Raw genomic sequence first — 14,684 nt, 5'->3', positions numbered from 1 at the left:
ACCGCTCCTCGCGAACGCTGACCAAGCTAACCCATTCAGAAAATACCGTGACTATACCTACCGACTTTACGCCAGTTAATGGGACTTTTTACTACCCAGTTTTGCCGAATCCATTCGGCGACGATCCGCCGTCGGCTATCTGCGCCCCTGTTCGTCTACCTCCTTCTTATCCGTAGCCTGCTGCTCACCGGTACCTGCACGGCACAAACGACCTACTACATCGCCAATTCAGGCAATGATGCGAACTCGGGTCAGTCGCCCGATGCGCCATTCCTGACGCTGACCAAACTTAACACCCTGACGTTGCGCCCCGGCGACGCTGTTCTGTTCCGGCGGGGCGACACCTTTCGCGGTACGCTCACCATCCGACAGGCCGGCACCACCAACGCCCCCATTCGTATCGACGCGTATGGTACCGGGCAGCGACCGACGCTCAGTGGCAGCCTGCCCCTGACCGGCTGGGTGCAGATGGGCACCAACAAATGGCAGGCTGCCTGCCCCGACTGTGGGAGCCGCGTAACGGGGCTGTTTGCCAATAACATAGCCCTGCCGCTGGGCCGCTACCCGAATCTGACCGACACCAACAAAGGGTACCTGACGGTGCAGGCACACAGCGGCAAAACGCAGCTAACCAGCCAGCAGGCCCTGACAACCAACTGGGTCGGAGCGGAAGTCGTAGTCAGGCCCGTTCAATGGATTCTGGACCGGGCACCGATCACCAGTCAGAATGGGAACACACTTTCACTGACGAACAATACCAACTACACGCTGGCCGACGGTTGGGGCTACTTCATCCAGAATCACCCGGCTACGCTCGATCAGAACGGCGAATGGTACTACGACGCGACCAGCAAAACCGTTCAGCTCTACCAGACTCAGCAACCGGTGTCGAACGCGCTGACCGCCACGGCCTACGACGAAGCGGTCCTTATCAGCAGCAGTTACGTAACGGTGCAGAACCTGCACATAACGCAGGCACGAAAAACCAACCTGCGGGCGGTCAATGCAACTGGCCTGACCCTGACAGAACTCTACGTTAGTAACGCCGGGGAAGATGGTATTCTGCTGGAAGGTAACGGCAGTAACGCCGTCATTCAGAACTCGCAACTCTACAACATCAACAACAACGGTATCACGTCGGCCCCTTACCAGAACGTTACCATCCGCCGGAATACCATCCGTAACGTGGGCGTACTGGCCGGCCGGGGCCGCAGTGGTGATGGGCAGTCGGTCGGGATTCTGTCCAACGGCTCGGGGGGGCTGGTGCTGGAAGACAACGTCCTCGACAGTCTGGGCTTCAACGGCATTTGCTTCGTCAACAATGCATTGGTCCAGCGAAACATCATTTCCAACTTCTGCCTGACCAAAAGCGACGGGGGCGGCATCTACGTCTGGAATGGTAATAAGCTGGCAATGAACAACAACCGGATTCTGTCGAACATTGTCTACGGCGGAATGGGGGCCCCCGAAGGCACACCCGGCGGGGCCTATTCCGGTGCCAACGGTATCTACCTCGACGACTGCACCTACAACATCGAAACCAAGTCGAACACGGTGTTCGGCTGCGCGGGAATTGGTATTTACCTGCACGCCACCAATACGACCATCACCAGCGACAACACCAGCATCGACAACGACGAAGCGCAGTTCCGGATCTCCCATAACAACAACGTGTGTCCGGCGCGCAACAACACGGTACAAAACAACCTGTTCATCGGTAAAACCGCCAGTCAACTCGTTGCGGCCTACGAATCGACGATGGACGACCTCAGCAGCTACGGTACGTTCACGAAGAATACCTACGCCCGTCCGTTCGATGATCTGGTCAAGATCAGAGCCGTCAAAGGGGTCAACGGATCGATTATCGGCAACGACCTGTCGCTGAGTGAATGGCAGGCCCAGTCAGGGCAGGATGCATCCTCGGTCAACAGCCCGGTGCTGTATCGTAACTATACCGTAACCAAGCTTGGTAACGTCCGGCTGAACCAGACATTTGACGTAAACAACGGCGACTGGTCGACCTGGGGTCCGAACAACAACACCCAGGTTGTGCAGGACAAGTCGGGCAAGCTCGACGGCAACAGCCTGCGTATCGGGTTTACCAGCGCGTCGAACCAGCGTGACTCGTACCTGTTTGCCTTCGTCAACGTGGGGGCCGTGACGAAGGGCAAAAACTACCTGCTTCAGTTCGACGCGATTGGGTCGGGTGCGGGGCAGAAGCTGCCGTTCTATCTGCGGCAACGTGACGCCGGCTACCGGGATGTCAGCAATCGGAAAACGATCTGGGTTGGCCCCGACCGGCAGCACGTCGAAATGGCGTTTACAGCCACCGACAGCGAAGCAAATACACTCCTGGTAACGCAGTTGATGGAAAATGGGCAAACGGTCTGGTTCGATAACGTCAACCTGCGGGAAGCTGAACTAACCGTCGCCAGCCCCGCCGATTCGATTCACCTGGCTTACAACCCCACCTCCCGCGACAGCCTGATTCAACTCAGCAACATCTACCGAAACCGCACGATTACAACGGCCTTACAGGCCAACGCCACGACGAATCAGAATACCGACGGCACCATACAGGTCAGCCCGTTCTCATCGGTCGTTCTGATGCGTAATACATCCTTGCTGACGGGACCAGCTTCCATTGATCTATCGCTGACCCTTCGTACCATGAGCCGGGCTGTCCGGCTGAACGACAAACAGACCGTACTGGTAACGCTGCGGAACGAGGACAGCAGCCCCATGAATGGTCGGGTACAGTGGACGTGTCGGCTCCCGGCGAACCTCGCCGTAGCGTCGGCCCCCGGCCTGCTGTATCAGGATGGCCTGCTAACCGGATCGGCCTATCACCTGGATGCCGGCAGCGACACAACCTTTGTGTTCACCGTCAGTCCGCAACAGGCGGGTCTGTATCGACTGGCAGCTCAGATCAGCAGCGCCCCCCTCCCCGACCCAGACAGTTCGCCGAACTCAGGCACCGCCGACGGGGAGGATGATGCGGCCCAGATCGATATGCGCACCATCGAACCGGCCGACGTTATCTACGCATCAGCCAATCCGAACCAGATTCCCCTGCCGCCTGTGATTACCAATCAGCCGGTCCCGAACAGTACTTACACGGACCTGTCGTTGGCGGGCGTAATCAGTCAACCGGTTGCTGCGGTGGGCGACGTGATCAGTATAAGCCTGACGGTGGCCAATACCGGCGGGAGCGCGTCCGGCCCGGTTCAACTGCGCTACCAGTTACCAACGGGTGCCCAATTTGTCGACGGTGCGAACTGGGCTAGTTCCGGTTCCGTCGTGTCGACAAGTCTGGCAAGTATTTCGGTCGGTAGTCAGCAAACGGTCTGGTTCCGCGTGAAAATCAGTCAGCCAGGAACATGGACCGGCAACGCGGAAATTTCCGGCTGCCAGACGCCCGATATTGACTCAACACCCGGCAATGGATTTACCAACGGTGAGGACGATCAGACACAGCTTTTATTCCGGACACGCTAATGGGCTTTTCTACTCATTATTTATCGACACATTTATAAAAATGCAGTCCATTCTGCTACGCTAAAAAAGTAAAAACCTACCAGGTCACACGATAAAGTACCAGCCCGATAAATTAGTTGCGTATTTATTATATAACGATTTCATTGTTGGATATAATTCGGCATCACCACTCCCTCAAAAAGGACAGTTACGTCAATAAATGTCTTAGATGGTATTACTTGTAAAAGTCATATTAACAACAAGAAAAGGTAAATTCATTTATTTACCTTTTCTTGTATAAGAAAACTTATAATATTACAAACAGCTATAAATCAACGTATTTATAAATTTTTTATTCAATAAATATACCTAGCCAATAGATCACATTAGTATCTGTTAGGCGCATCAAAATCGTCTTATACCTGATATTTGACTAGGAAATCGGCCGCAAAACGGCGCGCTTTTCCTGCTGCTACCGTACTTCCATACTGACCTGAATCAACGCAATTGACGCGTTGACTTTTTCTGACTGCTCACAAGGCTCAGTGCATCCGTTTCTTTTTGGAAAGTTGACGTTAACGATTCGATTGGGGCATAAAAAAACGCAATTCTTCATTCGATAAGTAACCACAGACAAGTACCGAAGACCTTAAAACACGAACAATTGTATTGTTTGTGTTAACGCTACTTTTTTACCCAATAATACAGAAAACTGCCCTTCGTTCAACCACGACCATTACCCATATTTTAAGATTCATAGTAATGCCAGGTACCCCCAAAAATAACAGCAAACGCATCGGAACGTATATGCTTGCCCTGATTGCAGGCATTGTACTGATCAGTAGCTGTACTCCCGTCAAAAAACTAGCCTATTTCCAGTCGGCCGGAACCCGGGAAGACACGTTGACCGTAGCCCCCGCCTACGTACCTACCATTCGTAAAGGCGACATGCTGTCGGTACAGGTCAGCAGCCTGAACGCCGAAGCATCGGGCTATTTCAATCCGGCCGCCGTAGCCGACAACAACACCACGCTCAACGCGACGACCAACCCGCTGGCTCGTCAGACCGGCTATCTGGTAGCGGCCGACGGCACGATCAAACTACCCTTGATCGGGCAGCTGGCGGTCGAAGGGTTGACCAATACGGCAGCCAGCGACCTGATTGCCAGCAAGCTGAAAGTGTACCTTAAGGAACCAACTGTGATTGTGCGGAATACCAACTTCCGGATTTCCGTACTCGGCGAAGTGGCCCGCCCGTCGCTGTTCACGATCCCCAATGAGCAGATAACGCTACCCGAAGCCCTGGGACTAGCCGGCGACCTGACCATTTATGGCCGACGCGACAACGTACTGGTCATTCGCGATGAGGGGAACAAACGCATTTTCGCCCGCCTGGACATGACCCAGCGCGAGACGTTTAAATCACCTTATTACGCCCTGCGCCCCAACGATATCATCTACGTCGAACCGGGTAAGGCACGCGCTACCAGTGTCGACCGAGCTTACATCATTGCCCCAGTCATTACCGGCGTTCTATCCCTCCTTGCCATCATCGCTACCCGGCGCTAATAGCCGTTATGCATCCCTAGCTAACTCAACTTGTTATGGCCAAATCCTCCCAATCATACGTCCCTTACCAGGTGGTTGAACCAACCAATTCATCGGCGATGGCTCATTTACAGCCGTTTTTGCAGCGGTGGCCCTGGTTTGTGGCATCGCTGGTCGTTGCACTGGCCGGTGCCTACGTGTACCTGCTGTATCAGCAACCCATCTACCGTACCAAAGCCAGCCTGATGCTTCAGGACGAAAAGCGGGGGAGCGAACAAAGCAATCCGCTGAAAGAACTGGAAACCTACTCGCCCAAGAAAGTGGTCGAGAACGAGCTGGAAGTACTGAAGTCATCGTCGCTCATGGGCCGGGTTGTCGATAACCTGAACCTGACGTCGAAATACCTGCGGCAAACCTCGTTCGGCAAACGCGAAATCTACGCCAACTCACCGGTAATCGTGACCGTCGTGCAGGGCAACGATGCACTGTACAAGCAGCCGGTTCAACTCGACTTCGTCGATAACAAAACCGTGCGGATCGATGAGAAAAACTATCCGCTGAACCAGTTGGCCAGTACGCCGTACGGTGAACTGCGGATCGTCACCCGCCGGCCCGTCAGCGACACGACCGAAAGCATTTTCCTCCAGGCCATGCCACGGGCTGCTGCCATCGGTAACTACCTGGGCAAACTGAAGGCTGAACCAACCAGCAAGACGTCGACGGTGATTAACCTGACGCTCGACGATGCCGTGCCGGAAAAAGGCGAAGCCGTGCTGACCGGGCTGATTCAGGAATACAACCAAGCGGCTGTTCTCGACAAAAACAAAGTAGCGGCCAGTACGCTCAAGTTCGTGGAAGAACGGCTGCGTATGGTATCGGGCGAACTGTCGTCGGTTGAACGCGACGTAGAATCCTACAAATCGAGTCAGGGTATCACGGACCTGAGTTCGCAAGCGACGGCGCTGGTCGAGACGGCCCGGCAGAACGATGCGCAGCTAAACCAGATCAACATTCAACTGGCGTCGCTGAACGATCTGCAAAAGTTCATCAACAATTCATCGGGGAAACGTAGCAGCACCCCCGCAACGCTCGGCCTGACGGACGCTACCCTGCTTGGTCAGATCAATAAGCTGTCGGACCTGGAACTGGAACGCGAAACCAAAGCGTCGACCACCTCGGAGGAAAACCCGATGCTGGTAACGCTCGACAAGCAGATCCGCAACACGAAGGCCAACATCAGCCAGAACATCGAGACGATGAAAAGCCAGCTGGAAAACTCACAGCGGGAGTATTCGGGCAAGAGTCAGCAAACGGAAACGTCGATTCGGGCCATTCCGCAGCAGGAACGGGCACTGGTCAACATCACGCGGCAGCAGGGTATCAAAAACGACCTTTATACCTACCTGCTGAAAAAGCGGGAAGAACTGGCGGTCCTGTTTGCCGCCACCCAGGCCGACAGCCGGGTAGTCGACCTCCCAGCGGCTGGCAGCGCACCGGTCAAACCCGTCGGCGCGGTGATGTACGCTCTGTTCGGGCTGGTCGGTCTGCTGGTTCCAACGGCGCTGATCGCGGGTAAAAGCGCCGTCAACACAAAGGTGACGCGCCGGCTCGACGTCGAAGATATGACCCACGTCCCGATTCTGGGGGAGGTGATGAACAAACGGAAACGCGACGTAATGGTCGTTGGTCAGAATATGCAGTCGGTAATTGCCGAGCAGATCCGGACCATCCGCACCAACCTGCAAATCGGCAACGTCGACCTCACGGCCAGTCAGGTAATCCTGTTTACGTCGAGCATCAGCGGGGAAGGCAAATCGTTCGTGTCGCTTAACCTGGGTGCCAGCATGGCTATGCTCAAACAGCCCACGGTAATTCTGGAGATGGACCTGCGCATGCCCCGCCTGCACCAGGTATTCGGCATCGACAACAGCGTTGGACTGAGTAACTACCTCAACGGCGACGCGACGCTGGACGAAATCCTGCAACCCGTACCGGGCCACCCAAACTATTTCATCATCCCCAGTGGACCACTGCCACCGAACCCATCCGAGCTGCTGAGCGGTCTGGAAGTGCGGACGCTGATGAGTGAGCTGCGTGAGCGATTCCGCTACATCATGGTCGATGCGCCACCAATCGGTATTGTCACGGACGCGCAGCTGCTCGCTCCGATGGCCGACTCGACCTTGTTCGTCGTTCGGCATGGCCTGACACCCAAGCATTGCCTGAAGATTCTGGACAAGATGCATAAGGAACAGCGTTTCCAGAACCTGAGCATCATTCTCAACGCAGTAGAACGCGGCAATTCGTACCACTACAGCCACCAGTATAAAAACAGTTACTCGTACCGCTAAACCGGTACGAATCAGACGGATTCAGGCTGAATCACGCGCTACTTCTCACGTTATTTTTTGTTAACTACACTAGCTATGTCGACAACGTATACTCATCTGAGCAAACAGACTCAGAAGGAACGAGGGGACGTACTCACCAGCTCACATAAAAAAACCCGGATTCTGAGCCGCAGTGACCTGCGGAACCTGGAGAAACGGGCTTTCGACCTGGCCATAGCCGGTATTGTGTCGGTTACGGTACTGGTTTGGCTTATCCCACTGATTGGCCTGCTGATAAAGCTGTCGTCGCGGGGACCGATTCTGTTTGTGCAGATGCGCACGGGACGCGACGGGAAGCCGTTTCGCTGCTTCAAGTTTCGCACCATGACCCACGCACCCAATGCGGAATTCAAGCAGGTAACGGCGAATGATGTTCGGGTTACGCGGCTGGGACACATGCTGCGCCGGAGCAACCTGGACGAGATGCCTCAGTTTCTGAACGTGCTGCTGGGTCAGATGAGCGTCGTTGGCCCTCGCCCCCACCCGCTCCCCCTCGACGCCAAGTACTGGCACTCGATGCCGGGCTACAAAGACCGGTACGCCGTTCGGCCGGGAATCACCGGACTGGCCCAGGCACGGGGCGCACGGGGCGAAACCGACGTACTCTACAAGATGCAGGGCCGCGTTCGGTACGATCACCTCTACATCCGTCGGCAATCGTCGCGGCTCGATGTAAAAATCTGCTGGTGGACGGTCAAAGCGGCCCTGAACGGCAACAAGAACGCTCGCTAACCCTCAGTGCTTTAACTACCCCAACCCATGAATGTATTAGGTATCAATCTGTACGACACCGGTCTGGATTCGGCCGTACAAACCTGTCTGGACGCCTGCGCCAAAACGCAGCCCCGCCACAGTCACTGCATCAGCGCGACCGACGCGCACGGGCTGGTAACGGCCTATAAAAAGCCGGAGTTCAAGGCATTGCTCGACTCGTTCTACTGGGTATTGCCCGACGGTATGCCGAGCGTATGGCTGGGCCGCTGGAAAGGCGCGGATCAGATGACCCGCTGCTACGGCCCGGACTTCTTCAAACTGGTCCTGTCGCAGGGTGCCAGCCGTGAGGTAACCCACTTCTTCTGCGGTGGCAAGGAAGGCGTCGCGGATGAGTTGAAAACGGCCGTCAGCCGCAAGTTCGGCAACAGCCGGGTGGTGGGCACGTACTGCCCGCCTTTCCGCGAGATGACGGACGACGAACTGCACGCGCTGGCCAAAACCATCAACGAATCGGGTGCCAACATCGTCTGGGTTGGCCTGGGTAGTCCCAAGCAGGAGCGTTTTGCCGCCCGCCTGTCGCAACTGGTAAACGTCAACTTTCTGGTAACGGTCGGTGCCGCGTTCGACTTTCACACGAACCGGGTAGCCCAGGCTCCGCGCTGGATTCAACGGCTGTCGATGGAATGGTTTTTCCGCCTGATGATGGAGCCGAAGCGACTGGCAAGCCGCTACCTGCGCGTCGTGCCCCTGTTTATCCTGTTCAATCTGAAAGAAGCCCTGACCGGCCCGCGTTCGTCACACGCCTGATCCGCATTCTTGCTGTTAATATCCACCAATGGTTAGCGAAGAAATCAAATCTATCGAGGAACCCACGGCTGCTGAGTCTCAGTCGGTCATCAAACGCTTCGTCGTCAACGTGGCCTCGCTGTTCAGCGTGCAACTGGCCAACATGCTGTTACCGCTGCTCACCGTGCCCTACGTCGTCCGCATTATCGGGCCGGAGCGGCTGGGTATGCTCAATTTCTCGCTGGCGTTTATTGCTTACTTCAACCTGGTCATCAACTACGGCTTCGACATGGCTGCGGTTCGGAGTATCGCGGCAAACCGGAGCAACACGGCCGAAATAAATCGGGTGTTCTGCGAAGTGCTGGCCGGTAAAATCCTGCTGTGGCTACTGTCGACGGTGCTGTTTGCGGGTATCGTCATCGCCGTTCCGGAATTCCGGGAACAGTGGGTGCTGCATACCTGCTCGTACCTGACCTGCATCGGGATAGTGCTGTTTCCGCTCTGGCTGTACCAGGGCATGGAAGACCTGAGCCGGGTCGCGCTGTTCAACCTGATTGTCAAGGTACTGTTCTCGCTTTCCGTGTTCGTACTGATCCGGCAGCCAGGCGACTACATCTACCAAAACCTGTCGATGAGCATTGCCCAGGTGCTGGTTAGCGTAGTAGCACTGGTGGTCGCTATTCGGCGCTACAACCTGACGATAACCTGGCCGCTCTGGACCAACCTGAAGCAACGCTTTATCGACGACCGTACGCTGTTCTTCTCATCGATGACGATTACGCTGTATGCGGGTTCCAACGTCTTTTTGCTGGGCCTGCTGAGCAACGCTTACAACGTCGGTATCTTCTCGGCCGGCACCCGGCTGGAAAGCATCAGCCGCGCCTTCGCCGGTATCGCGCTCAACCAGGCCTTTTTCCCCATCGTTGCCAACGCTTTCGGGCGGAGCCGCGAACAGGGGTTGCGGCTGGTCCGAACGACGTTTTTCCCACTGGCAGCTTTCATGGGCCTTATCTCGCTGGGACTCTGGATTATCGCGCCGTTTTTCATCACGCTGTTCTACGGTGAAGCGTTCCGCGATGCCGTTACGATCCTGCGCATCGTGTCGCTGCTGCCGCTGGCAATCGGCCTCAGCAACCTGCTGGGATTGCATACGATGCTGAACCTCCGGATGGACAAAGCTTTTTTTGCCATTACCGCCATGGGCTCGGTCATCGGGCTGAGCCTGAACCTGCTGCTCATCAAAACGGCCGGCCACGTGGGCGCGGCCTGGGCCTGGGTGATTACCGAAGGCTGCATCACGGTAGCCATGTATATCTACTTGCGGTCACAGCAGGTGGACGTCATTCAGCTGTCTGCGTTCAGCGAAGCCGTTGCCTTCACCAAAGCCCGGCTGCGCACCGTAACCAAACTGATTCCTTCGCGGCATTGACCACGGTCGTGCGAATACCCTCACCTGCTCCAACTAACCAACGGCTACAGAACCTGTCCATCAGCCAACCCAATCGTGCTGATGCGCGCTTACGAGTTATGAAAACAATAGCAACGTTAATCGTTACCTACAACCGACTGAGCGACCTGAAGGTGTGCGTATCGTGCATTCGCGAACAAACACTACAGTCGGACGCCATCTATGTCGTCAACAATGGCAGCAACGATGGTACCGCCGAGTGGCTCGCCGAGCAACCGGACCTGACCGTCGTTACGCAGGCGAACCTGGGCGGGGCGGGTGGTTTCGCGACGGGCATCGAGCGGGCGTACAAAGATGGGCACGATGAAATCTGGTGCATGGACGACGACTGCGTACCAACGCCCGACGCACTGCACAACCTGATGACGTCGCCCAACATCGGCCCGGCGATCAAGAACTGCGTGTCGATCAGTAACAAGAATCACGAGGAGCTGGCGTTCTTCGTCCGGCTGAACAACAAGGATTTCCAGAAGGTGTCGGACATGGGCGGTTACGACCTCGTATACGGGGTAGCGTCATTGTTCAACGGAACGCTCATCAGCTCGGAGGTAATCCGGGCCATCGGTATCCCCGACAAGAAGCTGTTTATCTGGGGCGACGAAGTAGAGTACATGACGCGTGCCATCAAGATGAACTTCCCGGTGGTTACGGTGCCCACCGCCCTGCTGTTTCACCCACCGTCCGTCGACCGCGATGGTATCCCCTGGCCGGGTGCGTGGAAGAACTACTATCGCATTCGGAACGAGCGCCGGGTCTTCCAGAACGCGCACGGTAATAAGTACGGCTTCCTCATGTTTATGTTCTGGTCGGTTAAGGCGACGTTCAGTCAGCTGTCGACCGATCGGAAGAACCGGTTCTACAACTTCCTGCTCTACGGCGAAGCAGCTGCCGACAGCCTGCTCAACAACTTCCGCAAGCGCCCCAATACCATCTACACGCTGCGGCTCTATCAATTCATGAATAAATAAGCCCTGTCGATGAACGTACTGATTGCAACCTATCTGGCTACGGATTCGCCCTCGGGCGTGGTCACGTACACCCAAACGCTGACCCGCGATCTCGCGGCCAACGGTGTTGGGGTGCAGGTAGTCGACGCGAGCAGTACGCCCGTTGGCTGGCGTAAGTTTCTTGGGCTGGCCAAACGGCTGATGCGGCCATTGGGCGGCACCTTCGCGGTCACCTACGACGAGTTTGCCTACTTCACCGGGGTATACCTGGCCACCCGTCGGCTGCGGCACACGGGCATCGATTTGATTCACGCGCAGGACCCCCGGTCGGGCGCAGCGGCCCGGCTGGCGCTTGGCACTAACACGCCGGTCGTGCTGACCTGTCACTTCAACGATGACCCGGTCAGCGAACTGACGAACGCCTTTTCGCTGAAGCCGGCGGTGACGCGGCAGCTGACGAAGTGGTACATGCGGTTGTTTTCGCACATCCGCCACTACGTCTTCGTCTCAAACTACGCGTATACGACATCGAAGCACTTTTTACCGGCGGGTATCGACAAGCGGATTCTACGTAACTCGGTTCAGCTCGACAGCGTGGCTCGTCGGCGCAGTATGGACACGGGGCAGCTGACGATCAGCAACGTGGGCTACCTCGACGAGCGCAAGAATCAGCAACTGCTGCTGGCAATCGGTCGGGAATTGCTGCGACGCGGCCGGACAGACTTCAGCATCCAGTTGATCGGCGACGGCCCGAAACGAGCAGACTACGAAGCCCTGGCTACCGAGTGGCAACTGACCGACCACGTCGTTTTCCACGGTCGGCAGTCGGCCCCCTGGACGCTGGTGGCACAGAGCGATCTGTACGTGCACACGGCTCTGAACGACAACTGCCCCTACGCCCTCATCGAAGCAATGGCGGTTGGGGTGCCGGTCGTGGCTCTGCCAACGGGTGGCATCCCGGAAATGGTGCCCAATGGCGTTGGGCTGCTGGCGAGTCAGGAACCGACGGAGCTGGTCGATGAACTGCTGCCTTACTTCGACGTCGATCAGCGGCAGGCGGTGGCCGATCAGCAGGCGGCTCATGCCGCGCAGGTCTTCGACCACCAGCAAAATCTTAGCGAGCTTCTCGCTTACTATCAACAGCTAACCCGTGCCAGTCAACCCGTTGCGCCGGCACCTACCCCTGTACTGTCATGATGATCTGGCTCTTTCGATTCGCGCTCTTCATGATTCTGTTCGGGCTGAGTCCGCTTACCTACGGTGGTGATTCCCTGAACCCGATCCTCGACAAGGTAACGAGCGGTATGGCCCTGGTCGGCCTGGTCTCACTGGTTATCTGCTACTTCGACATGCCCCGGTTTTACAAGGTCATGTCGTGGCCCATCTTTATCGGGGCGCTGCTGCTCTTTCTGGAGTCGAAGTACGAATACGGCGAATACGTATATTCCTACTTCGTCATCAAGCGATTCACCTACTGTGCGCTTACCATCACGGCCTATTACGCAGCCGTACGGGCGGGCCATATCCGGTTCGAGTACATCGGGTATCTGGTGCTGATTCTGTTTTTCGTCAACCAGATTCTGCTCGGTCAGATTTACGCCTACTCGTTCTCGTCGGAAAGCCGCACCACGACAGCCCCCGAATCGCTGTATCTGGTCGTGCCGTTCCTGTATTTTCTGGTGCAGTACTACAAGGAGCACAAGCTGATTCACCTGTTCGCGTCGCTGGCCGTTTTTCTGTTCATCGTCATCCTGCTGCACCGCTCGGTTATCTCGACGGCGGTGTTTTCGGCCGGGCTGGTCACGGGCCTGATGATGATCAGCCGCTCGTCGGTGAACGGCTTTCCCATTGCCCGGACGTTTATGCTGTTCATCATGCTGATCGGCCTGTCGACCCCGCTGGTGGGCATGCTGCCCGAGCATAAGTTCGACGATTTCATGGAAAGCATCAGCGGTATTCTGGACCCCAAGGAAGACAATACCGGCAGCTGGCGGCTCGAACAATCGCAGCACTACATGGCGCTGGTCCCCGAACGGCCGATTCTGGGCTGGCGCTACGAAGGCTACGATCGCGGGGAAGTGATGCGCCACGAAGATTTCCCCGACAAAGGCACGATCATCCACTCGCAATATGTCGACCAGCTGTATAACTACGGCGCAGTTGGTCTGGCTATCAACCTGTTGCTTATCCTGGGCACGCTCTATGTCCTGTACAGCGGCAAACGGTCGTACTCCATCGAGCAACTGGTTCTGTTTGGGTTTCTGGCCGGTGGCCTTGTCTACGGTATCTCGTACCAGCTTCCCGTGTACTACTGGGGCCTGCTCGGGCTGGGCATGTTCTACGGTCGGCAGCGCCCCACGCCCCAGTTCACCATGCCGGAGGAACACGAAGAAGAACACCTGCTCGAACCGATTCATCAATAGTCCGCTACTTAACGTTCTTACCTATGATTAGTGTCGTTATTCCTGTCCACAATCGGCTTGCCTATACCAGACAATGCCTGAACTGCCTATCGGCCCAGACCTACCGCGACTTCCGGGTGATTGTCGTCGACGACGGGTCGACCGATGGTACCGATACCATGATAAAGACCGAGTTTCCCGACGTCGTGCTGATCAAAGGCGATGGGAACCTGTGGTGGACCGAAGCCACCAACGTCGGCATCCGGTACGCGATGAAGCAGCCGGACGGCAATGGGCCGCATTTCGTGCTGACGCTGAACGACGATACGATCGTGCAGCCCGACTACCTGCAAAGCATGCTCAATGCCTACGACGTGCACCACCCCTGCCTGGTTGGATCGGTCAGTGTCGACAGCACCAATCCGGAGCGGCTCGAATACGCCGGCTCGGCCTTTGAACTCTACACGGCCGGTGGTCGCCATCTCGCGGCCGACTACCAGTACAGCTACGCGAACCTGATCGGCAAAACCGACCACGTCGAGTCGCAGTCGCTGCCGGGCCGGGGTACGCTGATCCCGATGGACGTTTTCGCCAAAGCGGGGCTGTTCAACGCGGAAAAGTACGCGCACTACATGGCCGACATCGAGTTTTCGATCCGGGCTAAAAAAGCCGGGTACCGCCTGATCGTCGACGCCAAAAGTATTGTCTACGAAATCGTTCAGGCGACGGGCATCCAGGTCGAGAAGGGCCTGACGTTCAAACAGTTTATCAATAGTTTCACCTCCATAAAATCCCCAACCAACCTAACCGTCCGGTACAACTTCGCACTCGAACATTCGCGCACTAAGCACCTGTATTTCTGCTTCGACATTGGCCGGATCTGCGCGGGCTTCCTGCTGCGTAAACTGCGGACAGTTCGGCTCGGCTAAGCACGCATCGGCAACGGTTGTTA

Annotated in this window: 10 protein-coding genes; all 10 read left to right on the top strand. The window is 56.4% G+C overall.

The features are described 5' to 3' along the window. The first annotated feature begins 78 nt into the window (after window positions 1-78). On the top strand, window positions 79-3,498 hold the full coding sequence (locus CLV58_RS13690; RefSeq protein ID WP_106138391.1) for a right-handed parallel beta-helix repeat-containing protein: 3,420 nt from the start codon (window positions 79-81) through the stop codon (window positions 3,496-3,498). A gap of 786 nt (window positions 3,499-4,284) precedes the next feature. After that, complete coding sequence (locus tag CLV58_RS13685) at window positions 4,285-5,046, top strand: polysaccharide biosynthesis/export family protein (protein WP_245882315.1); 762 nt, start codon at window positions 4,285-4,287, stop codon at window positions 5,044-5,046. 35 nt (window positions 5,047-5,081) lie between these two features. After that, the gene (locus CLV58_RS13680; RefSeq protein WP_106138389.1) at window positions 5,082-7,376 is read left to right on the top strand and encodes a GumC family protein; all 2,295 of its coding nucleotides are present in this window, start codon (window positions 5,082-5,084) and stop codon (window positions 7,374-7,376) included. 75 nt (window positions 7,377-7,451) lie between these two features. Continuing rightward, window positions 7,452-8,147 (top strand): sugar transferase, encoded by a 696-nt coding sequence (locus CLV58_RS13675; protein WP_106138388.1) that lies wholly within the window; start codon window positions 7,452-7,454, stop codon window positions 8,145-8,147. A gap of 27 nt (window positions 8,148-8,174) precedes the next feature. Beyond that, window positions 8,175-8,936 carry a WecB/TagA/CpsF family glycosyltransferase gene (locus CLV58_RS13670; protein WP_106138387.1) on the top strand — a complete coding sequence of 254 codons (762 nt, stop codon included), beginning with the start codon at window positions 8,175-8,177 and terminating at the stop codon, window positions 8,934-8,936. A 28-nt stretch (window positions 8,937-8,964) separates the two neighbouring features. After that, complete coding sequence (locus CLV58_RS13665; protein WP_106138386.1) at window positions 8,965-10,344, top strand: flippase; 1,380 nt, start codon at window positions 8,965-8,967, stop codon at window positions 10,342-10,344. 98 nt (window positions 10,345-10,442) lie between these two features. Continuing rightward, on the top strand, window positions 10,443-11,351 hold the full coding sequence (locus CLV58_RS13660; RefSeq protein WP_106138385.1) for a glycosyltransferase: 909 nt from the start codon (window positions 10,443-10,445) through the stop codon (window positions 11,349-11,351). Window positions 11,352-11,360: 9 nt separating this feature from the next. Continuing rightward, window positions 11,361-12,527, top strand: a complete 1,167-nt coding sequence (locus tag CLV58_RS13655; RefSeq protein ID WP_106138384.1) for a glycosyltransferase — start codon at window positions 11,361-11,363, stop codon at window positions 12,525-12,527. Continuing rightward, on the top strand, window positions 12,524-13,753 hold the full coding sequence (locus CLV58_RS13650; protein WP_106138383.1) for an O-antigen ligase family protein: 1,230 nt from the start codon (window positions 12,524-12,526) through the stop codon (window positions 13,751-13,753). The genes CLV58_RS13655 and CLV58_RS13650 overlap by 4 nt, the downstream gene beginning before the upstream one ends. 23 nt (window positions 13,754-13,776) lie before the next feature. Then, on the top strand, window positions 13,777-14,661 hold the full coding sequence (locus tag CLV58_RS13645) for a glycosyltransferase family 2 protein (RefSeq protein ID WP_106138382.1): 885 nt from the start codon (window positions 13,777-13,779) through the stop codon (window positions 14,659-14,661). Window positions 14,662-14,684 lie beyond the last annotated feature (23 nt).

Origin of the sequence: Spirosoma oryzae, assembly GCF_003002825.1 — a bacterium.
Lineage (GTDB): Bacteria > Bacteroidota > Bacteroidia > Cytophagales > Spirosomataceae > Spirosoma > Spirosoma oryzae.
This window is presented reverse-complemented; position numbering and strand designations above follow the sequence as displayed.

Coding starts and splice junctions, on each gene's coding strand:
- CLV58_RS13690 (WP_106138391.1), top strand. CDS start 79: ATGGGACTTTTTACTACCCAGTTTTGCCGAATCCATTCGGCGACGATC.
- CLV58_RS13685 (WP_245882315.1), top strand. CDS start 4,285: ATGCTTGCCCTGATTGCAGGCATTGTACTGATCAGTAGCTGTACTCCC.
- CLV58_RS13680 (WP_106138389.1), top strand. CDS start 5,082: ATGGCCAAATCCTCCCAATCATACGTCCCTTACCAGGTGGTTGAACCA.
- CLV58_RS13675 (WP_106138388.1), top strand. CDS start 7,452: ATGTCGACAACGTATACTCATCTGAGCAAACAGACTCAGAAGGAACGA.
- CLV58_RS13670 (WP_106138387.1), top strand. CDS start 8,175: ATGAATGTATTAGGTATCAATCTGTACGACACCGGTCTGGATTCGGCC.
- CLV58_RS13665 (WP_106138386.1), top strand. CDS start 8,965: ATGGTTAGCGAAGAAATCAAATCTATCGAGGAACCCACGGCTGCTGAG.
- CLV58_RS13660 (WP_106138385.1), top strand. CDS start 10,443: ATGAAAACAATAGCAACGTTAATCGTTACCTACAACCGACTGAGCGAC.
- CLV58_RS13655 (WP_106138384.1), top strand. CDS start 11,361: ATGAACGTACTGATTGCAACCTATCTGGCTACGGATTCGCCCTCGGGC.
- CLV58_RS13650 (WP_106138383.1), top strand. CDS start 12,524: ATGATGATCTGGCTCTTTCGATTCGCGCTCTTCATGATTCTGTTCGGG.
- CLV58_RS13645 (WP_106138382.1), top strand. CDS start 13,777: ATGATTAGTGTCGTTATTCCTGTCCACAATCGGCTTGCCTATACCAGA.